At 68.4% G+C, this 19,919-nt stretch carries 17 protein-coding genes; 9 read left to right on the top strand and 8 right to left on the bottom strand.

Features of this window, described 5'->3' with window-relative positions:
• Positions 1 to 4 precede the first annotated feature (4 nt).
• Both G6N67_RS34870 and G6N67_RS34865 read left to right on the top strand, forming a co-directional pair.
• A complete protein-coding gene (locus tag G6N67_RS34870) occupies positions 5 to 1,027 on the top strand; it encodes an ABC transporter substrate-binding protein (RefSeq protein ID WP_036439290.1) in 1,023 nt (340 codons plus the stop codon).
• 12 nt (positions 1,028 to 1,039) lie between these two features.
• On the top strand, positions 1,040 to 2,146 hold the full coding sequence (locus G6N67_RS34865; protein ID WP_036439292.1) for an LLM class flavin-dependent oxidoreductase: 1,107 nt from the start codon (positions 1,040 to 1,042) through the stop codon (positions 2,144 to 2,146).
• Here G6N67_RS34865 and G6N67_RS34860 read toward each other — a convergent pair.
• Positions 2,143 to 2,853 carry a hypothetical protein gene (locus G6N67_RS34860; RefSeq protein ID WP_036439293.1) on the bottom strand — a complete coding sequence of 237 codons (711 nt, stop codon included), beginning with the start codon at positions 2,851 to 2,853 and terminating at the stop codon, positions 2,143 to 2,145. The genes G6N67_RS34865 and G6N67_RS34860 overlap by 4 nt on opposite strands.
• A gap of 77 nt (positions 2,854 to 2,930) precedes the next feature.
• On the opposite strand from G6N67_RS34860, the gene G6N67_RS34855 reads away from it, so the two are divergent.
• From G6N67_RS34855 to G6N67_RS34845, 3 genes are read left to right on the top strand one after another with little or no spacing between them, the layout of a single operon-like run.
• Positions 2,931 to 4,436, top strand: a complete 1,506-nt coding sequence (locus tag G6N67_RS34855; RefSeq protein ID WP_036439294.1) for a carboxylesterase/lipase family protein — start codon at positions 2,931 to 2,933, stop codon at positions 4,434 to 4,436.
• 49 nt (positions 4,437 to 4,485) lie between these two features.
• Complete coding sequence (locus tag G6N67_RS34850; protein ID WP_036439296.1) at positions 4,486 to 6,423, top strand: primary-amine oxidase; 1,938 nt, start codon at positions 4,486 to 4,488, stop codon at positions 6,421 to 6,423.
• 45 nt (positions 6,424 to 6,468) lie between these two features.
• A complete protein-coding gene (locus G6N67_RS34845; RefSeq protein WP_036439298.1) occupies positions 6,469 to 8,466 on the top strand; it encodes a DUF7064 domain-containing protein in 1,998 nt (665 codons plus the stop codon).
• Between the two features lie 86 nt (positions 8,467 to 8,552).
• On the opposite strand, the gene G6N67_RS34840 is transcribed toward G6N67_RS34845, so the two are convergent.
• The 3 genes from G6N67_RS34840 to G6N67_RS34830 all read right to left on the bottom strand — a co-directional run bounded on the left by G6N67_RS34840 (position 8,553) and on the right by G6N67_RS34830 (position 10,508).
• The gene (locus G6N67_RS34840) at positions 8,553 to 8,780 is read right to left on the bottom strand and encodes a DUF167 domain-containing protein (protein ID WP_036439300.1); all 228 of its coding nucleotides are present in this window, start codon (positions 8,778 to 8,780) and stop codon (positions 8,553 to 8,555) included.
• Positions 8,781 to 8,868: 88 nt separating this feature from the next.
• Entirely contained in the window at positions 8,869 to 10,071 is a 1,203-nt protein-coding gene (locus G6N67_RS34835; protein ID WP_036439302.1) for a lipid-transfer protein, read from the bottom strand.
• Positions 10,071 to 10,508: a Zn-ribbon domain-containing OB-fold protein gene (locus tag G6N67_RS34830; RefSeq protein ID WP_036439304.1), complete on the bottom strand. Its 438-nt coding sequence runs from the start codon at positions 10,506 to 10,508 to the stop codon at positions 10,071 to 10,073. Before G6N67_RS34830 ends, G6N67_RS34835 begins: the two co-directional genes overlap by 1 nt.
• Positions 10,509 to 10,647: 139 nt before the next feature.
• Here G6N67_RS34830 and G6N67_RS34825 point away from each other — a divergent pair, with 139 nt between their 5' ends.
• Positions 10,648 to 10,998, top strand: coding sequence for a hypothetical protein (locus tag G6N67_RS34825; RefSeq protein WP_036439306.1), 351 nt, complete (start codon positions 10,648 to 10,650; stop codon positions 10,996 to 10,998).
• On the opposite strand, the gene G6N67_RS34820 is transcribed toward G6N67_RS34825, so the two are convergent.
• Together G6N67_RS34820 and G6N67_RS34815 are read right to left on the bottom strand one after the other, a co-directional pair.
• Entirely contained in the window at positions 10,992 to 11,657 is a 666-nt protein-coding gene (locus tag G6N67_RS34820; protein WP_036439308.1) for an alpha/beta fold hydrolase, read from the bottom strand. The genes G6N67_RS34825 and G6N67_RS34820 overlap by 7 nt on opposite strands.
• On the bottom strand, positions 11,654 to 12,775 hold the full coding sequence (locus G6N67_RS34815; protein ID WP_036439310.1) for an FAD-dependent monooxygenase: 1,122 nt from the start codon (positions 12,773 to 12,775) through the stop codon (positions 11,654 to 11,656). Before G6N67_RS34815 ends, G6N67_RS34820 begins: the two co-directional genes overlap by 4 nt.
• Positions 12,776 to 12,846: 71 nt before the next feature.
• On the opposite strand from G6N67_RS34815, the gene G6N67_RS34810 reads away from it, so the two are divergent.
• Together G6N67_RS34810 and polA are read left to right on the top strand one after the other, a co-directional pair.
• Positions 12,847 to 13,731, top strand: coding sequence for a LysR family transcriptional regulator (locus tag G6N67_RS34810; protein ID WP_036439312.1), 885 nt, complete (start codon positions 12,847 to 12,849; stop codon positions 13,729 to 13,731).
• 46 nt (positions 13,732 to 13,777) lie between these two features.
• On the top strand, positions 13,778 to 16,438 hold the full coding sequence (polA, locus tag G6N67_RS34805; RefSeq protein ID WP_230022832.1) for a DNA polymerase I: 2,661 nt from the start codon (positions 13,778 to 13,780) through the stop codon (positions 16,436 to 16,438).
• Here the strand turns inward: polA and G6N67_RS34800 are convergent.
• Both G6N67_RS34800 and G6N67_RS34795 read right to left on the bottom strand, forming a co-directional pair.
• A complete protein-coding gene (locus tag G6N67_RS34800; RefSeq protein ID WP_036439316.1) occupies positions 16,435 to 17,070 on the bottom strand; it encodes a LysE family translocator in 636 nt (211 codons plus the stop codon). The genes polA and G6N67_RS34800 overlap by 4 nt on opposite strands.
• 40 nt (positions 17,071 to 17,110) lie before the next feature.
• Positions 17,111 to 18,280, bottom strand: coding sequence for a PrsW family intramembrane metalloprotease (locus tag G6N67_RS34795; protein WP_036439318.1), 1,170 nt, complete (start codon positions 18,278 to 18,280; stop codon positions 17,111 to 17,113).
• Between the two features lie 199 nt (positions 18,281 to 18,479).
• On the opposite strand from G6N67_RS34795, the gene rpsA reads away from it, so the two are divergent.
• Positions 18,480 to 19,919 carry a 30S ribosomal protein S1 gene (gene rpsA / locus G6N67_RS34790; protein WP_036439320.1) on the top strand — a complete coding sequence of 480 codons (1,440 nt, stop codon included), beginning with the start codon at positions 18,480 to 18,482 and terminating at the stop codon, positions 19,917 to 19,919.

Below are 19,919 nucleotides of genomic sequence, written 5' to 3'. Positions count from 1 at the left end.
GGCCATGTCCACACCCAACCGCGTGCTTGCGGTGCTGTTGCTCGTCGCCGGGCTGCTGGCGGGTTGTGTTTCCCGGCAGGACAATTCGGCGCCGCAGGCGGCACCGGAGACGGTTCCGCTGTCCGAGCTCGCCGACGTGACACTGCAGATCGGCGATCAGAAGGGCGGCACGGAATCGTTGTTGAAAGCCGCGGGCGCGCTCGACGGTCTGCCGTACCAGGTGGCGTTCTCCACGTTCACGTCCGGGCCACCGCAGATCGAGGCCGCGACCGCGGGCAAGATCGATTTCGCGATCACGGGCAACACGCCGCCGATCTTCGGCGCCGCGTCCAACGCCAAGGTGAAGGTGGTCTCGGCCTACGACGGCGGCGGGTTCGGCGACCAGATCCTGGTGCCGGCCGACTCGCCGATCCGATCGGTCGCCGACTTGCGGGGCAAGAGCATCGCGATCGCGAAAGGCAGTTCGGCCCACGGCCATACGCTGGTGCAGCTGAACCGTGCGGGTCTCACCCCTGCCGACGTGAAGCTGGTGTTCCTGCAACCTGCCGACGCCTTGTCGGCCTTCAAGCAGCACCGCGTGGATGTGTGGGCGGTGTGGGATCCCTATACGGCTCAAGCCGAGAAGGAACTTCCGGTGCGCAGCATCGCCCGCGCGACCGGCGTCACCAACGGCGCGGGGTTCGGCGTGGCCTCAGACGCGGCGCTCGCCGACCCCAAACGCAACACCGCGTTGGCCGATCTGCTGGTGCGCTACGCCAAGGCCGTGCAGTGGGCCAACTCCAACCGGGAGCAGTGGGTCCAGCGGTACGCGGCCGAGGTCGGCCTCGACCCCGCGGTGGCGGCCACCGCGCAGGGCCGCAGCCTGCGCCTGCCCACCGACCTGTCCGATCCGTTGGTCGCGTCCGAACAGGAGATGGCCGATCTGTTCGCCGAGTCAGGGCAGATCGCCGCGGCACCCGACTTCGCGTCGTTCGTCGACCGCCGCTACGCCGACGAACTGCGGCCGTACTACCTCAACCGCAACTAGGAAAGAGGCGTCTTGACCGCTCAAGCCCGATTCTTCTGGTTTCTCCCCACCGCAGGCGACGGCCGCTCGATCGTCGGTTCGTCGCACGCGTCGGCACAACAGCACGTTCCTGACAACTTCCGGCCGCCCACGCGCCGGTACCTGGCCGAGGTGGCCCGCGCGGCAGACCGGCTGGGCTACGAAGGTGTGCTCACCCCGACCGGAACCTGGTGCGAGGACGCGTGGTTGACCACCTCGGCGCTGATCGCCGAGACCGAGCGGCTGAAGTTCCTCGTGGCGTTCCGGCCCGGCCTGGTACCGCCGACCCTGGCCGCGCAACAGGCTGCCACGTTTCAGCGATTCTCCGACGGCAGGCTCCTGCTCAACGTGGTCAGCGGCGGCGACGACGTCGAGCAGCGCCGGTTCGGCGACTGGCTCAGCCACGACGAACGCTACTCGCGCACGGGAGAATTCCTGCACATCGTGAACACGCTGTGGCGCCAGGGCGGCGACGAATCGCTGGACTTCGAGGGCAGCCACTACCGGGTCGCCGACGCCAGGGTGTCCGCGCCGCCGGATCCGTTGCCGCAGATCTACTTCGGCGGGTCGTCACCTGCCGCGCTGCCGATCGCGGCCGAGCACGTCGACGTGTACCTGACCTGGGGTGAGCCGCCGCAGGCGGCCGCGGCGAAGATCCAACGGGTCCGCGCGCTGGCCGAGGAGCGCGGCCGCACGGTGCGGTTCGGCATCAGGCTGCACACGATCTCGCGGGACACCTCGGCCGCGGCCTGGGCGGTCGCCGATGAGTTGGTCTCCGAGCTGAGCCCCGATCAGATCGCGAAAGCGACTGCACTGCACGCCAAATCGCAGTCCGAAGGGCAGCGCCGCATGACCGCGCTGCACGGCGGCCGGCTCGACAAGCTCGAGATCTACCCCAACCTGTGGGCCGGTGTCGGCCTGGTCCGCGGCGGTGCGGGCACCGCGTTGGTCGGCAGCCACGAGGAGGTCGCCAATCTCGTCTACGAGTACCACTCGCTGGGCTTCGACGAGTTCATCCTGTCCGGCTATCCGCACCTGGAAGAGGCGTACTGGTTCGCCGAAGGCGTACTGCCGATCCTGCGCCGCAAAGGCGTCGCTTAAGCAGGCTCGCAGCCGAACTGCCTGCCGATCCCGACCTGAGGCGGCACCGGTTTGAGGCACCCCAGCGGTTCGACACCCGCCTTGCTGATCCGCACGCCGGACTGGTGCGCGTAGTTGACGCACACCAGCGTGGTCGCGTCGGTGCGGCACCGGTAGTCGCCGAACGCCAGTGACTGCCCGGTGGGCAAATCGGCTCCGTTTCCGTAGGTGAAACGACCCGGGTCGCCGTGCAGAGAGCCGACATCGAGCGTCGGCCCGATGAAGTCGACCCAGTTGGCCACCCAGTTGCCCTCGACGTCGGACGGCTTCGGCGGCAGCCCGTCGGCGGTGACCAGGCACGCCAGCTGGCCCGCGACGAGTTTGTCGGTGGCACACCGCGCGGCGCCCGAAGCGCCTACGAACGCGACGTCGGGGCTCACGTCGGTGGTCTCGCCGTCCCGGGTGGCCGAATGGAACCGCTCGGGGTCGGCCGCGGTACCGGCCTCGACCCAGCGGATCACGGTCGGCATCGGGGTACCTGCGGCGGGCGCAGTGGTGGGCAGCGGCGAGGTGGTGGTCGTCGTCGGTTTCGCGCTGGTGTGGGCGCTGCTCGTCGGAACCGACAACCGGGTCTGGCCGGTCGATTCGGCGGGACGGTCGTTTCCGGACGAGCATGCCGCCAGCAGCATCAACCCCAACACCGGCGCGAACTTCGCGGCAATTCGCATACCCGCAAGGCTAGCGGTCCACGACGCGCCCGCGACCAGGCGCGGCGTGCGCGGGCGATGTTCGCTACCGTCAGCTAATGCACGAACGAACCGTCCGCGCAACCATCAGCACCGGGATCGTCGAAGGCTTCACCCGGGACGGCGTGCACAGATGGCGCTCGATCCCTTACGCGCGACCACCGGTGGGCCCACTCCGGCTGCGCGCGCCGCAGCCCGCACAACCGTGGCCGGGCGTGCGCTACTGCCACGGATTCTCCTACTGCGCGCCGCAGCAACGGCGCTACACAGTCATGGGGGTGGGCAAATACCAGCCGATGAGCGAAGACTGTCTGACGCTCAACGTGGTGGCGCCCGAGTCGCCGGCCGAGCAAGGCCCGTTGCCGGTGATGTTCTTCGTGCACGGCGGCGGCTACATCCTCGGCAGTTCGGCGACGCCGATCTACGACGGCGCGGCGCTGGCCCGGCGCGGCTGCGTCTACGTGTCGGTCAACTACCGGCTCGGCGTGCTGGGCTGCATGGAGTTGTCGTCGCTGTCGACGCGGGACCACCCGATCGACGACAACCTGTTCCTGCGCGATCTGGTGCTGGCGCTGCAGTGGGTCCGGGACAACATCGCGGTGTTCGGCGGAGATCCCGACAACGTCACGATCTTCGGCGAGAGTGCGGGGGCACAGGCCGTGGCCACGTTGCTCGCGGTGCCCGCGGCCGCAGGGCTGTTCGCCCGGGTCATCTCGGAAAGCCCTGCCAGCGGCATGGTGAGCTCGGCGCCCGCCGCCGCGAGGCTCGCGCAGAAGTTCGGGGAACTACTGGGTGCCGACGAGCCGGCTGCCGCGGTCAAGACGTTGCGTCCCGCCGAACTGGGCAAGGCTCTCGCAGCGCTCATCGGGCGTGGTCAGAGCGATATGCCCGGGGCGTTCCCGGTCGGTCCGACGCACGGCACCCCGTTCCTGCCGGCTGATCCGGTCGAGGCGATGGCCGACGGCACGGCCCACCGGCTGCCGTTGATCGTCGGCAACAACGCAGACGAGGGACGGTTGTTCACCCGGTTCCTGCAGCTGCTGCCGACCAACGAGGCCATGATCGAGAAGCTGTTCGCCGATGTCGACCCGGAGCACCGGGAGAAGATCGTCGCGGCCTACCCGGGTTATCCGAGTGCCGCGGCGTGTGTCCGGCTCGGTGGGGACTTCGCGTTCGGCTCGGCGACGTGGCAGATCGCCGAGGCGCACAGCAGGCACGCGCCCACTTACGTGTACCGCTACGACTATGCACCCCGCACGCTGCGCTGGTCGGGCCTCGGGGCGACGCACGCGATGGAGTTGCTCGCGGTGTTCGACACCTACAGCACGCGCTACGGCTCGATGCTCGCGGCGGCCGCGGACCGCAGCTCGGCGCGCAGGGTCACCCGGGACGTGCAGACCCGGTGGCGTGAATTCAGCCGGTCCGGGATCCCCGGCACGGGATGGCCGGCGTATGACACCGACAGCCGCGCGGTGTACGTGTTCGACCGCCGATCCCGTGTCGAACACGACCCGAGGGCCGAGCGGCGGCGAGCCTGGGAGGGCTTTTCGCTCGCCGAGCGCTGACTTGCGCGATCCGCTGCGGGAAGCCCCTCGGGTGTGATTCCGTGATCGCGTGAGCTACCCTCTGGATCCGCTGTCCGCCGACGACTTCACCGCGGTGGCAGCGATATTGCGGCGTGAACACGGGGTGGACGACGGCTGGCGCATCGCCTCGGTGGAGCTGATCGAGCCGTCCAAGAGCGACCTGGCGGCGTTCGACGACGGCGGTCCGACCCCACCGCGCCGCGCCGCGGTGATCTGCCTCAACCGCGCCGAGAACGCCACGTACAAGGGCGCGGTGTCATTGACCGACGACCGTGTCGAGACGTTCGACCACGTGCCAGGGGTACAGGCCAACTTCACCGTCGACGAGTTCGTCGAGTGCGACGAGGTGTTGCGCAACCACCCCGACGTCATCGCCGCGCTGGCCAAACGGGGCATTACGGACATGGACAACGTCTTCATGGACACCTGGACCTACGGTGATGCGGTCGCGCCGCCCGAATACCGTGACCGGCGCATCGGCTGGTCGGACACGTGGTACAAGGACGCGCCCGGTGCCAATCCTTATGCGCATCCGGTCAGCGGCCTGCACTGCGTCATCGACCTCAACACCATGGAACTGCTGCGCATCGAGGACGACGGCAGCTCCGAAAGTCCGGATGTGATGGGCGAATACGTGCCCCGGCACATTCCAGAGCGCATCCGCTCGGCCTCCACCCGCGAACCGCTCAAACCGCTGAACATCACCCAACCGGAGGGGCCGTCGTTCACGCTCGACGGCAACCTGCTGCAGTGGCAGAACTGGTCGCTGCGGGTCGGGTTCAACCATCGCGAGGGCATGACGTTGCACACCGTGCGGTACCGCGACGGTGAAACGAATCGTTCTGTCGCGCACCGGATGTCATTCGCCGAGATGGTCGTGCCCTATCGCGATTCGTCGGTCGACCACTACCGCAGGACCGCGTTCGACATCGGTGAATGGGGCCTGGGTTTCATGACCACGTCGCTGGCGCTGGGGTGCGACTGCCTGGGTGAAATCCGCTATCTGGACGCGGTTCTGCACAACAGCAAGGGCGAGCCGTACACCATCGAGAACGCGGTCTGCATCCACGAGGAAGACAACGCCGTGTTGTGGAAGCACGTCGATTACGACGCGGGCGCCGAGGTGCGCCGGATGCGCAGGCTGACGGTGTCGTCGCACGTGACGGTCGCCAATTACGAATATCTGGTGTACTGGCGCTTCTATCAGGACGGCAACATCGAGTGCGAGGTCCGGGCCACCGGGATCATGGTGACCACGCCCGTCGCGCCGGGCCAGTCGCATCCCAACGGCACCCTGGTCGACGAGCGCACGTATGCGCCGTTCCATCAGCACTTCCTGATCGCCCGACTGGATCTCGACATCGACGGCAGTGACAACACGGTGTACATGACCGAGTCCTACGCCGAGCCGATGGGCCCGGACAATCCGCTGGGGCTGTCGTTGGTGGTGCGCAACGAACCGTTGCGGACCGAGGCGGAGGGCAAGCAGGACGTCAACTTCGCCACGCAGCGGGCCTGGAAAGTGGTGAACACCAACGTGACCAACGGGCTCGGCACGCATCCGTCGTACAAGCTGGTGCCCACCGGGGCGTTCCCGGCGATGTTCGATCCGGCGTCGCCGATCTTCCAGCGTGCCACCGTGATCGGGCACACGCTATGGGTCACTCCGAACAGTGCCGAGGAGCGTTGGCCGGCAGGCGAATTCGTCAACCAGTCGGCGACGGACACGGGCATCGGGGAATGGACCAAAGCCAACCGCTCGATCGACAACACCGACGTGGTGCTGTGGTACGTGTTCGGCATCCATCACATCACCCGCCCGGAGGACTGGCCCGTGATGCCCGTCGACGTGGTGTCGTTCTGGCTCAAGCCGTACGGGTTCTTCGACCGTAACCCGTCGCTCGACGTGGCACCGACACCGCCTGCTGCGTGCGAACACACCGACGCCAAGGCCGCCCACCATTAGTTGACACCTGTCAGGTGTGATCGGGCCCACTGCTAAGTTGCCTGTGTGGCCCCGACTTCGCTCGCTCTGCTCGACTGTCCCGATGACCTGACCTGCGACTGGCTCACCGAGGCGCTCGGCACGGCCCCGGTGACCGGATTCCGCGTCGAGCGAATCGGCACCGGCCAGATGAGCGAGTGCTACCGCGTGGCGCTCACGTACGTCGAGGGAGTGTCGGGCCCGGCGTCGGTGGTGCTCAAGGTCGCCGCCACCGATCCGAGCAGTCGCCAGACGGGGCTCGCGCTCGGCCTCTACGAGCGCGAGGTGCGGTTCTACACCGATGTGGCGCCGCACCTGCCCGCCGGTCCCGTCGCACCGTGCTACCACGCCGCGTTCGACGCCGAGACGGGAGCGTTCGACCTGCTGCTCGGCGATGCCGCTCCCGCGGCGGTAGGTGACGAGATCCGCGGTGCGACAACCGAACAGGCGGCCCTGGCGCTGGCCGAACTGGGCCGCGTGCACGGGCCGGCGCTGGGTAGCAGCGCGTTGAGCGAGGCCGAGTGGCTCAACCGCGACACCCCGCTGAACCAGGCCATGATCTCGGGTCTCTACACGGCGTTCGCCGACCGCTACGGTGCGCTGATCACCCCGGAGCAGCGTCGGGTGTGTGAGCGGCTCGTCGAGAGCTTCGACGCCTACCTGGCGGCCGAGGGCGAGCCCGGCCGGCCGCAGGGACTGGTGCACGGCGACTACCGGCTGGATAACATGCTCTTCGGCGATTCCGGTGCCGACCGCGCCCTGACCGTCATCGATTGGCAGACAGTCACCTGGGGGCCCGCGCTGACCGACGTCGCGTATTTCATCGGCTGCGCGTTGCCGGTCGCGGCGCGCCGCGAGCACTACGAGACGCTGCTGCGCACCTACCACACCGCGCTGGGGCCCGATGCGCCGCTGAGTTTCGACGAGGTCCGCGCCGGGGTGCGGCGGCAGAGCTTCTTCGGCGTGATGATGGCGATCGTGTCGTCGATGCTCGTCGAACGCACCGAGCGTGGCGATCAGATGTTCATGACGATGCTCGACCGGCACTGCAGCCACGTGCTGGACACCGGTGCGCTGGATGAGCTTGCGCCGCGCGCGGTTCCGGAGCCGCTGGTGGTTGCGGCCGCGGACGAGGGCGCGCATCAGGCGGGTGACGAGGCATTGTGGAACGAGAGCTGGTACTTCGACTTCGCAGACGCCGCGGCAGGTTTCGGTGGCTGGGTCCGGCTCGGCCTGATGCCCAACCAGGAGACCGCGTGGATCAACGCGCTGGTCTGCGGCCCGGGACTGCCGACCGTGGCGCTCAACGACTTTCACGCCGCATTGCCGGCCGACGTGTCTTCGGTGACCGGCGAGGCCATCGAACTCGCACTGCTGCCCGGCACCCCGTTGCGGACCTATCGCGTCACCGCGACCGGAACCGGCCGGTCCTACGACGATCCGGGGGGCCTGCTGCGCGGCGAATCCGGCCGACCGGTCGAGGTCACGCTCGACCTGACCTGGACCACTGCCGGCACCCCGTATCAGTACCGGATCACGCCGCGCTACGAGATCCCGTGCACGGTCACCGGCGCGGTCACCGTGGGGGAGCAGCACTACGCCGTCGACGCGGTCCCGGGCCAGCGCGACCATTCCTGGGGCGTGCGCGACTGGTGGTCGATGAACTGGGTGTGGAGCGCACTGCATCTCGACGACGGCACGCACCTGCACGGCGTGGACATCCGGATCGCGGGCATGCCGCCGATCGGCATCGGCTACTCACAACGGGCCGGCGCACCGCTCGTCGAGCTGCAGACCGTCACAGCGCAGCAGACCCTCGGCGCTGACGACCTCCCTGTCGCGACCACCCTGACCCTGCAGCCCGGCGACATCGAGTTGGCGGTCGACATCAAGGGGCACGCTCCCGTGCTGTTGACCGCGCCCGACGGGCGGGTCAGTCAGTTCCCCCGCGCGTGGGTAACTGTCCGCACCGCCGACGGCCGCACCGGCACCGGTTGGCTCGAATGGAACCGCAACGTGGGCTGACGCAGGGCCCATTTGCACCGCGAGCGTGCGTGTCTGTCCGCCGACACGCCGCCTTTGACCAGCACTCTGTGCACGCTCGTCGGCGCTCAGGTGATGCGAAAACGCTTGAGCCGCGCGGTCGCTCCCGAGATCAACTCCACGCGGCGGCGCGGCACCCCGAGATGTGCGGCAAGCAGTTTCGTGACGGCTTCGTTGGCCTTGCCGTCGACCGCGCGCTCCTGCACATAGATCGTGAGCGCACTGTCGTCGCCGACCTCGACGAGCGGGCCCTTCTTGCTGCCCGGCTTGACGCGGACGACCACGGTTTCGCTCACACCGTCATCGTGGCGCGAACGTGCGGAAAATGCTGACGTTCCCCGGTGTGTCGGGCAGCAGACCCGCACGTTCGCGGTGCGAAGTGAGCTATCGCGCGACGATCACCGACGAGCCGTGGCCGAACAGGCCCTGGTTGGCGGTCACGCCGACCGTGGCGCCCTCGACCTGGCGGCCCGTCGCGGTCCCGCGCAGCTGCCACGTCAGCTCGCACACCTGCGCGATGGCCTGCGCCGGGATGGCTTCGCCGAAGCACGCCAGGCCGCCCGACGGGTTCACCGGCACCCGGCCGCCGATGGTGGTGGCCCCGCTGCGCAGCAACTGCTCACCTTCGCCCTTGGCGCACAGCCCCAGGTGTTCGTACCAGTCCAGCTCGAGTGCGGTGGACAGGTCGTACACCTCGGCCAGGCTGACGTCCTCGGGCCCGATCCCGGCTTCGGCGTAGGCCGCGTCGAGGATCTGGTCCTTGAACACGCGCTCGGGAGCTGCCACCACGGCGGTGGAATCCGTTGCGATATCCGGCAATTCGGGAAGATGCTGTGGGTACTGCGGCGTCACGGTCGAGATCGCACGCACCGACGGCACGCCCTCCACGGAACCGAGGTGCTTCTCCGCGAACGACTTCGAAGCCACGATCAGCGCCGCCGCCCCGTCGGACGTCGCGCAGATGTCGAGCTGGCGCAGCGGATCGGACACCACCGGGCTGGCCAGCACGTCTTCGATCGCGGCTTCCTTGCGGTAGCGCGCATTCGGATTCTGCAGGCCGTGGCGCGAGTTCTTCACCTTCACCTGCGCGAAGTCCTCGGCGGTGGCGCCGTAGAGGTCCATCCGGCGCCGGGCCAGCAGGGCGAAGTACACGGGGTTCATCGCCCCGAGCAGGTGGAACCGCTGCCAGTCGGGATCGTTCTTGCGTTCGCCGCCGACGGGCGCGAACGCACCCTTGGGTGTGGTATCGGCGCCGATCACCAGCGCCACATCGCAGAACCCGGCCAAGATCTGGGCCCTGGCGCTCTGCAGGGCCTGTGAGCCCGACGCGCACGCCGCGTACGACGACGACACCGGCACGCCGTTCCAGCCCAGCTTCTGCGCGAACGTCGACCCGGCGATGAAGCCCGGGTAGCCGTTGCGGATCGTGTCGGCGCCCGCGACCAGCTGGATTTGGCGCCAGTCCAGGCCGGCCTCGGCCAGGGCCGCGCGGGCGGCGACGACGCCGTACTCGGTGAAGTCACGTCCCCACTTGCCCCACGGGTGCATGCCCGCGCCGAGGATGTACAAAGGCTCCGGCGTGCTCATCAGGCGATCCTCCAGGCATGGGTGGTGCGCTCGACGCCCTCGTCGTCGGTGTAGAGCGTCATCGTGGTCAGCTCCATCTCCATGCCGACCTTGAGGTCGGCGGCCAGCGTGCCCTCGACGACCTTGCCGAGCACGATCAGGCCTTCCTCGGCCAGTTCGACGGCAGCGATCGCGAACGGCTCGAACGGGTCGGACTGCGGGTACGGCGCAGGCGGGAGGTACCGGTTCTCGGTGTAGCTCCACACCGTGCCGCGGCGCGACAGCGGAACCAGGTCAAGCGTGTCGCTGGTGCAGGCCGGGTTGGGGCAGTTGTTCTCCCGCGGCGGGAACACGTAGGTGGCGCACTGGGTGCACTTGCCGCCGATCAGATGTGTGGCACCGGCGTCGTCGGTGGCGAACCACCCTTCGATCGCGGGTTGCGTGGTTGCTGCTGGCACGCGGGTCAGCCTACCGATTTCCGCGGCGAAACTGAAACGTGTTCCAGTTTCGGGTCCAAGTGGGGTAGTCCGATACCCCAGCCACCCGAGTACAGCGCCGTTAGTTTCACCGAGACGGCATCGGGGATCGGAGGCATCGATGGGACTCTTCAAGAAGGTAAGACAAGCCGCCCAGCAGGGTGACGGCATGGTGCACGTTCGGGGTGCAGGCCCCATCGACACCGCCGTCTTCGGTGGGCCGTCGACCCGGTCGGTGGCTCAGAACGACCCCATCTGGGCGCCCATCAACGGCATCTCGCTGGAGGATTACGCCGGCTTGGCGCGGGACGCTCAGGCCAGGGGGATCACGGACGAGGCCGGCCTGATCACCCTTGCGCGGGAGCGTGGCTGGGATCCGGCCGACACCAAGGCCGCACTCGACGGCTGGGTGCAGCGGATGGGCCGGTCGATGGCGGTCGGACAACAGTTCCGCAAGTTGCTGGGCTACTGACCGGCGGCGGTGAGGATCCGCAGCAGGTCGTCCGGGTTGTCCCGCATGAGGTTGTGCGCCCCGTCGAGTGAGTACGTCGTCCACGCGGGGTCGGTGCGCAGCCGCTCGTAAGTTGGTGCGAACGGTGACTCGGTCGGCCACTGCTGCGCGTAGACGAACACCCGGCGTACCCCTTGCGGCTCGCATCCGAGCCGAACCGGCTGGAGCAGCGACGCCAGCGGATGCGCGGTCGCGCGCTCGTCGAAGAACGGCAGCGGCGGCACGCCGTAGCCCGTCGCGTCGACCCCGATATACCACTGCCGCTGCTCTTCGTTGGTCAGCGTCCAGCACGATTCGCCGTCCCGGGGCGCGAACGCGTCCAGGTACACCAGCGCGCGGACCCGGTCCGGGAGGCGGTCGGCGACAGCGGTGATCACCATGCCGCCGTAGCTGTGCCCGACCAGAACCGCGTTCATGATGCGCTGAGCCTCGAATTCGGCTACCACGTCCGCGATGTGGGTGTCGAGGTTGACGCCCGCATGCAGCAGGTGTGCGCGTTCGGCGAGTCCGGTCAGTGTGAGTGCGAAGACCCGGTTACCGTCCGCGCGCAGCGCGGCCGTCAGGTCGTCGAAGCACCAGCCGCCGTGGCACGCGCCGGGTACCAGGACGTACGTGCTCATCGGGAACTCCTGTCGGCGAACGTGTTCCGGCGGTAGTCGGCCGTGACCCGGGCCAGATCATCAGGGCTCGACGCATGCATGTCGCGGTTCGCCTGCACCACGGCGGTGGTTTCGGGAATGCGCCGGGCTTCGTAACCGGCCACGCCGCGGCCTTCGGCCAGCTCGTCGGCCAGCGCCCGGGCATCGAGGATGGCCTGCGAGCCGCCGTTGGCGCCGACGGGGTACATCGGGTGCGCGGCGTCGCCGAGCAGGGTGACGCGTCGAGTTCCCCAGTGAGACAACGGTTCCCGGTCGACCATCGGGTACTCGAACACCCTGCCGGAATTGGCCACAAGCTCGGCGGGGTCCAGCCAGTCCAGGTGCCAGCCCGACATGTGCGCCGCGACGGCCGCGGGATCGGCCGGGGTGTTCCAGTTCGCGTCGCCCGGCAACGCCCCTGGCTCACCGTCTTCCACCTGCAGCACCCAGTTCACCAGATCGCCGCCGATCGGATAGGTGACCAGTTCGACGCCACCGGGGCCTTTGACGATCGCCATCGTGCGCCCGTCGAGGAACGGCGGCATATGGCTCGCGCCGCGGAACATCCGCACGCCCGACCAGGCCAGCGGGTCGGGGCCGGGATGCAGTCGGCGCCGCACCGTGGACTGCACGCCGTCGGCGCCGACGAACACCTCGGCGGCGAATTCGCCTGCCCGCGTTCGCACGCGCACCCCGGACGCGGATTCTGCGAAATCGACCACGCCCGCACCGGTGCGCACCGCGTCCGGGCCGAGCCGGTCCGTCACGGCGTCGAGCAACAGCATCTGCAGCCTGCCGCGGTGTACCGAGCACTGCGGATAGCCGTACCCGCCTTCGATCCCGCGCGGTTCGCGGAACAACAGCGCCCCGTCGGACGTGTAGAAGTCGATCACCGCGGGCGTGGCCGAGATGTCCCGCAAAGCGTCGCCGAGTCCCAGTTCGTGCAATTCGCGCACGGCGTGCGGCAGCAGGTTGATGCCGACTCCCAGGGCTGCGAGGTCGCGGGCAGATTCCACGACGGTGACGTCCATGCCCCTCGCGTGCAGGGTCAATGCTGTGGTGAGGCCACCGATGCCGGCGCCTGCGATGACGATATTCATGTTTCCAGCGTGCGCGGAGCAGCAGTTATAAGTCCAATACGATCTCAATACAGAAACTATAATCATAGGTTATGGAACTGCGGCAGCTCGAATACTTCGTGGCCGTCACCGAGGAGGCCAACTTCACCCGCGCGGCCCGGCGCGTGCACGTCGCGCAGCCCGCGGTGAGTGCCCAGATCGCCCGGCTGGAGCGGGAATTGGGCCAGCCTCTGCTGGACCGGTCCCGGCGCGAGGTCCGGCTCACTGCGGCGGGGGAGGCCGTGCTGCCGTACGCACGGGCCGCGCTCGACGCGGTGCGGCAGGCCAAGGCCGCGGTGGACGAGCTCGCGCAGCTGGTCCGCGGTTCGGTGACGGTGGGCACGGTGACGGCCCACAACGTCGACATGCCGCAGCTGCTCGCGGACTACCACCGGGCCCATCCCGCGGTGGAGATCACGTTGTCCACCGACACCTCGGATGCATTGATCGACGGTGTCCGCAGCGGCAGGTTCGACGTCGCGATCACGTCGGTCGGTGCCGACGAGGTACCCGAGGGGCTGGCGGTCGCGACCACGACCGAACAGCCGATCGAGGCCGTGGTGGGCCACGCCGATCCCTGGGCGACGCGCCGCACGGTCGGGCTCGCCGGCCTCGCGCAGCGCCCGTTGATCGCGCTGCCGGCCGGCGGGGGCATCCGTCGGCAGTTCGACCGGGCATGTGCGGCGGCCGGGGTCACGCCGCACGTCGTGTTCGAGGCCGCGACGCCCGATGCGCTCGCCGACCTCGCGGCCCGCGGACTGGGGGTGGCGATCGTGCCGGGGTCGGTGGCCCGTGAGCGCACCGACGTCCACGCCATCTCGATCAGGCCTGAACTACGCGGGCGACTGGTGCTGGCCTGGCGCGCGGCCGGGCCGATCAGCCCGGCCGCGCGGGCGCTCATCGAGATGGCCGCCGAACTCGTCGGAGGCGGTGCATAGAGTTAGTGGCGTGACGGACGCCCAGGCCACCACCAAGCCAACTCTCATGCTCCTCGACGGCAACTCGCTGGCGTTCCGCGCCTTCTACGCGCTTCCGGCCGAGAACTTCAAGACGCAGGGCGGGCTGACCACCAACGCGGTCTACGGATTCACCGCGATGCTCATCAACCTGCTCCGCGACGAGCAGCCCAGCCACGTCGCCGCGGCGTTCGACGTGTCCCGGCAGACGTTCCGCAAGGAGAAATACCCCGAGTACAAGGAGGGCCGGTCGGCGACGCCCGACGAGTTCCGCGGGCAGATCGACATCACCAAGGAGGTGCTCGGCGCGCTCGGCATCACGGTGCTCGCCGAGCCCGGCTTTGAGGCCGACGACATCATCGCGACCCTGGCCACCCAGGCCGAGCAGGACGGGTACCGCGTGCTGGTGGTCACCGGCGACCGCGACTCGCTGCAGTTGGTCACCGACGACGTCACGGTGCTGTACCCGCGCAAGGGCGTCAGCGAGTTGACCCGCTTCACCCCGGAAGCGGTGGCGGACAAGTACGGCCTCACCCCGACGCAGTACCCGGATTTCGCGGCATTGCGTGGCGACCCGAGCGACAACCTGCCCGGCATTCCGGGTGTGGGGGAGAAGACGGCCACCAAGTGGATCGTCGAGTACGGCTCACTGCAGGGGCTCGTCGACAACGTCGACAAGGTCAAGGGCAAGGTGGGCGATGCGCTGCGCGCCAATCTGTCCAGCGTCGTGCTCAACCGTGAGCTCACCGAGCTGATCAGGGACGTGCCGCTGGCTCAGACGCCCGACACGCTGCGCGTCCTGCCGTGGGATCGCGACCAGATCCACCGCCTGTTCGACGACCTGGAGTTCCGGGTGCTGCGGGACCGGTTGTTCGAGACGCTCGTCGCGGCCGAGCCCGAGGTCGAGCACGGTTTCGACGTCCGCGGGCGCGCGCTGGAACCCGGCGAGCTCGCGGCCTGGCTGTCCGAGCACAGCCTCGGCAACCGGTTCGGGCTGGCCGTCGTCGGCACGCACCTGGCGTATGACGCCGACGCCACCGCGCTGGCCATCGTGGCGGCCGACGGTGACGGCCGCTACATCGACACCGCAACGCTCACGCCCGAAGACGAGGCCGCGCTGGCGTCGTGGCTCGCCGATCCGGGGCCGCCCAAGGCGCTGCACGAGGCCAAGCTGGCCATGCACGATCTGGCAGGCCGGGGCTGGACGCTGCGCGGCGTCACCTCCGACACCGCGCTGGCCGCATACCTCGTGCGGCCCGGTCAGCGTAGCTTCGCGCTCGACGACCTCGCGGTGCGCTACCTGCACCGCGAGTTGCGCGCCGAAACTCCTGAGCAGCAACAGCTTTCGCTGCTCGACGATTCCGACGGGGTGGATGAGCAAGCCGTGCAGACCGTGATCCTGCGGGCCTGCGCGGTGCTTGATCTCGCCGACGCGCTCGACGAGGAGTTGGCGCGGATCGACTCGTCCTCGCTGCTGGGGCGCATGGAGCTGCCGGTGCAACGGGTGCTGGCCCAGATGGAGCACACCGGCATCGCGGTCGACAGCGAGCATCTCAAGGAACTGCAGAGCGACTTCGCCGATCAGATCCGCGACGCCGCCGAGGCCGCCTACGGCGTCATCGGCAAACAGATCAACCTCGGCTCACCCAAGCAGCTTCAGGTCGTGCTGTTCGACGAGCTGGAGATGCCGAAGACCAAACGCACCAAGACCGGCTACACCACCGACGCCGACGCGTTGCAGTCGTTGTTCGACAAGACGGGGCATCCGTTCCTGCAGCACCTGCTCACGCACCGCGACGCCACGCGGCTCAAGGTGACGGTCGACGGGCTGCTCAACTCGGTGGCCTCCGACGGGCGCATCCACACGACGTTCAACCAGACCATCGCGGCGACCGGCCGGCTCTCGTCGACCGAGCCCAACCTGCAGAACATCCCGATCCGCACCGAGGCCGGCAGGCGCATCCGGGACGCGTTCGTCGTGGGCGACGGCTACGCCGAACTGATGACGGCCGACTACAGCCAGATCGAGATGCGCATCATGGCCCATCTCTCGCGTGACGAGGGCCTGATCGAGGCCTTCAACACCGGCGAGGATCTGCACTCGTTCGTCGCGTCGCGGGCCTTCGACGTGCCGATCGACGAGGTCACGCCCGAGCTGCGGCGCCGGGTCAAGGCCATGTCGTACGGCCTGGCCTACGGCTTGAGTGCGTACGGCCTGGCCAGCCAGCTCAAGATCTCCACCGAGGAAGCCAAACTCCAGATGGAGCAGTACTTCGCGCGGTTCGGCGGCATCCGCGACTACCTGCGCGACGTCGTCGACCAGGCCCGCAAGGACGGCTACACGTCGACCGTGTTCGGTCGTCGGCGCTACCTGCCCGAGCTCGACAGCAGTAACCGCAACGTCCGTGAAGCCGCCGAGCGTGCCGCGCTCAACGCGCCCATCCAGGGCAGCGCCGCCGACATCATCAAGGTCGCGATGATCAACGTCGACGAGGCCATCAAGGCAGCCGGACTGAAATCGCGCATGCTGCTGCAGGTGCACGACGAGCTGCTCTTCGAGGTCGTCGAAGGCGAGCGCGACGCGCTGGAGGCCCTGGTGCGCGAGCACATGGGTAACGCGTACCCGCTGGACGTTCCGCTCGAGGTGTCGGTCGGATACGGCCGGAGCTGGGACGCCGCCGCCCACTAGCGGGCGTCGGCCCCGAGCCCGAGGCCGAGCGCGACCAGGACGGCTCCCATTGCTCGTTCCATGCGTTGACGAATGTGGGTGCGGCTCAGGATGTTTCGTGCGCGGTCGGCGGCCAGGACGACGCCGACGCACCATGCGGTGTCGACCACCAGCTGGATGACCGCGAGGATCAGCAACGTCGGCAGCACGGAACCGGTGGCGGGGAGAAACTGCGGCAGCACCACGATGCCGAATGCGGCCGCCTTCGGGTTTGCGGCGATCGACACGAGTGCCGCGCGAAACGCCGCGGCAGGCGTCCGTCCGCGCGGCGGCAGCGGCAACTCGACGTCGGCGGGGTGTTTCGCGCTGCGCCACGCGCTGATTCCGAGCCAGATCAGGATCGCCGCGCCGACGACGTGCAACACCACGGACAACGCATGGTTGGCCATCAGCAGCATCGACAGTCCGGCCCCGCCTGCCAGGGTCCAGCCGAGCACGCCGATTTCGTTGCCCACGACAGCCGCGAGGCCCGCCGCGCGGCCGTCACGGATCGCGCGGTGCAGGAACAACGCGGTCGCCGGCCCGGGCAGTGCCGCCAGAATCACGCACGCGAGCAGGAACGCAGGCAGGACGTCGAGGATGTGCGCGACCATGACGGAATTATCGCTGACCAGCGCAAGCCGTTTATCCCCGTCAGGGCGCCCGGTAGTTGGCGAGCCAACCCAGGATCGGCGCGGCGGACCGGGCCGCGGCGACGCTGTGCACTTCCTCGTTCAGCAGCGCATGCACCCGCGCGTCGCCGAAACCACGGTCGATGCGGTCCCGCACGAACGCGAGCTCGACGACGGCCGCGGCGAACCGCGCGACGGCCTTGCCCGCCGGGCGCCCACCGGTCCTGGCCGCGGTGGCGATCGCGGCACGCCTGGTCTTGAGCGAGCCGAGCCAGGTTGCCTCGTTCTGGCTGATCAGCCCGGCGGCCACCATGCCGGGCAGTTTCGCGGCCACGAGCCGCTGCTCGCGGTGGCGGCTCGTGATGGCCACGGCGATCATCAGCGCGAAGATCGGCACCATCCACACCACGTAGACCGCGAAGTAGGTCTCGATCCCCACCAGCGACGAGCCGTTCCACAGGCCGTGCATCAGGACCGCCGCGGCATAGCCGAGCAGGATGCAGCCGGCCTTGGCGACCAGGCTGCGCTGCTTGAGCGCGAAGTACACGCCGATCGCGGTCATGCTCGTGAACAGCGGGTGCGCGAACGGCGCCATGATCAGCCGCATCGCGGCCGTGAGCAGCGAGCCGGCCAGTGATTCCGCGTTCGCGATGTACATGATGTCTTCCAGCCACGCGAAGCCGACACCGACCAGGCCCGCGTAGACCAGGCAGTCGGTCAGCGAGTTGAGCTCGTTGCGCCGTCGGCCCGTCATCATGATCAGCAGGAACGCGCCTTTCGCGGCCTCTTCGACCAGCGGGGCCCGGATCGCGATCGAGTCGAAGCCCTGCGGCAGCACGGTGCTGTGGGGGAACACGGCGTCGCCGAGAAGGCTGAGCACCACCGACAGCACGACTGCGACCGACGCGCCCCAGCCGAACGCCATGAGCAGGAGCCGGGGTGGTTCGGGCTCCCAGCGGTCCAGCCACAGGTAGGCGAACAGCACCGCGGTCATCGCGATGCTGGAGAGCACGAATCCGATGATCGCGCCGACCGGGTTGCTGAGCGTGATCAGCAGGATCAGCAGCCCGGTGAGCACGCCGAGTGCGATGATCACGCCCAACGGGGCCCCGACTTTGCGGACCGGCCGCGGCAGGGGCACCAGCGGCAGCGTCGTCCACGGCGGGGGAGTCGGCACGGGGTTGTACGCCACGACGGAAGGTTAGCGGGTCGGGGCGCGTGTCCGGCCATGTCTGTGGACCGGGTTTGTCCAGCGTGTCCCCAGTCGAGTACGCTCTAGAAGTACCTGTGTGTTGACGCGGGTGCACAGCACGACCTCGGCGCTCGCGCCGAAGCAAAAACAAGCAATGTCCGAGTCCCTACGATTAAACCTGTCCGGAGCAACCCACCACATGCCAAGTCCCTCCGTCACCTCGCCGCAAGTAGCCGTCAACGACATCGGCTCGGCTGAGGACTTTCTCGCCGCCATCGACAAGACCATCAAATACTTCAACGATGGCGACATCGTCGAAGGGACCATCGTCAAGGTGGACCGCGACGAGGTTCTGCTCGACATCGGCTACAAGACCGAAGGTGTCATTCCTTCTCGCGAACTTTCCATCAAGCACGACGTCGACCCCAACGAGGTCGTTTCCGTGGGCGATGAGGTCGAGGCCCTCGTTCTCACCAAGGAGGACAAGGAAGGCCGCCTGATCCTGTCCAAGAAGCGGGCTCAGTACGAGCGCGCCTGGGGCACCATCGAGGAGCTCAAGGAGAAGGACGAGGCCGTCAAGGGCACCGTCATCGAGGTCGTCAAGGGCGGCCTGATCCTCGACATCGGCCTGCGCGGCTTCCTGCCCGCGTCGCTGGTCGAGATGCGTCGCGTCCGCGATCTGCAGCCGTACATCGGCAAGGAGATCGAGGCCAAGATCATCGAGCTGGACAAGAACCGCAACAACGTGGTGCTGAGCCGCCGCGCCTGGCTGGAGCAGACGCAGTCCGAGGTGCGCAGCGAGTTCCTCAACCAGCTGCAGAAGGGCGCCATCCGCAAGGGTGTCGTGTCCTCGATCGTCAACTTCGGCGCGTTCGTCGATCTCGGCGGTGTCGACGGCCTGGTGCACGTCTCCGAGCTGTCCTGGAAGCACATCGATCACCCGTCCGAGGTCGTTCAGGTGGGCGACGAGGTCACCGTCGAGGTGCTCGACGTCGACATGGACCGCGAGCGGGTTTCGCTGTCGCTCAAGGCGACTCAGGAAGATCCGTGGCGCCACTTCGCCCGCACCCACGCGATCGGCCAGATCGTGCCGGGCAAGGTCACCAAGCTGGTGCCGTTCGGTGCGTTCGTCCGCGTCGAGGAGGGCATCGAGGGCCTGGTGCACATCTCGGAGCTGTCCGAGCGCCACGTCGAGGTTCCCGACCAGGTGGTCCAGGTCGGCGACGACGCGATGGTCAAGGTCATCGACATCGACCTGGAGCGTCGCCGCATCTCGCTGAGCCTCAAGCAGGCCAACGAGGACTACACCGAGGAGTTCGACCCGTCGAAGTACGGCATGGCCGACAGCTACGACGAGCAGGGCAACTACATCTTCCCCGAGGGCTTCGACGCCGAGACCAACGAATGGCTCGAGGGCTTCGAGAAGCAGCGTGACGAGTGGGAGGCCCGGTACGCCGAGGCCGAGCGTCGCCACAAGATGCACACTGCGCAGATGGAGAAGTTCGCCGCGGCCGAGGCCGAGGCCGCCAACGCACCGGTGTCCAACGGGTCGTCGCGTTCGGAGGAGTCCTCCGGCGGCACGCTGGCCAGCGACGCGCAGCTCGCCGCTCTGCGGGAGAAGCTCGCAGGCAGCGCCTAA

Source organism: Mycolicibacterium mageritense (assembly GCF_010727475.1).
Classification (GTDB): domain Bacteria; phylum Actinomycetota; class Actinomycetes; order Mycobacteriales; family Mycobacteriaceae; genus Mycobacterium; species Mycobacterium mageritense.
This window is presented reverse-complemented; position numbering and strand designations above follow the sequence as displayed.

What these genes read in the sequence shown, in the direction of transcription:
- G6N67_RS34800 (WP_036439316.1), bottom strand. Translation starts at nt 17,070, where the DNA reads ATGGTCGCGCACATCCTCGACGTCCTGCCTGCGTTCCTGCTCGCGTGC.
- G6N67_RS34870 (WP_036439290.1), top strand. Translation starts at nt 5, where the DNA reads ATGTCCACACCCAACCGCGTGCTTGCGGTGCTGTTGCTCGTCGCCGGG.
- polA (WP_230022832.1), top strand. Translation starts at nt 13,778, where the DNA reads ATGCTCCTCGACGGCAACTCGCTGGCGTTCCGCGCCTTCTACGCGCTT.
- G6N67_RS34855 (WP_036439294.1), top strand. Translation starts at nt 2,931, where the DNA reads ATGCACGAACGAACCGTCCGCGCAACCATCAGCACCGGGATCGTCGAA.
- G6N67_RS34820 (WP_036439308.1), bottom strand. Translation starts at nt 11,657, where the DNA reads ATGAGCACGTACGTCCTGGTACCCGGCGCGTGCCACGGCGGCTGGTGC.
- G6N67_RS34860 (WP_036439293.1), bottom strand. Translation starts at nt 2,853, where the DNA reads ATGCGAATTGCCGCGAAGTTCGCGCCGGTGTTGGGGTTGATGCTGCTG.
- G6N67_RS34810 (WP_036439312.1), top strand. Translation starts at nt 12,847, where the DNA reads ATGGAACTGCGGCAGCTCGAATACTTCGTGGCCGTCACCGAGGAGGCC.
- G6N67_RS34835 (WP_036439302.1), bottom strand. Translation starts at nt 10,071, where the DNA reads ATGAGCACGCCGGAGCCTTTGTACATCCTCGGCGCGGGCATGCACCCG.
- G6N67_RS34825 (WP_036439306.1), top strand. Translation starts at nt 10,648, where the DNA reads ATGGGACTCTTCAAGAAGGTAAGACAAGCCGCCCAGCAGGGTGACGGC.
- G6N67_RS34815 (WP_036439310.1), bottom strand. Translation starts at nt 12,775, where the DNA reads ATGAATATCGTCATCGCAGGCGCCGGCATCGGTGGCCTCACCACAGCA.
- rpsA (WP_036439320.1), top strand. Translation starts at nt 18,480, where the DNA reads ATGCCAAGTCCCTCCGTCACCTCGCCGCAAGTAGCCGTCAACGACATC.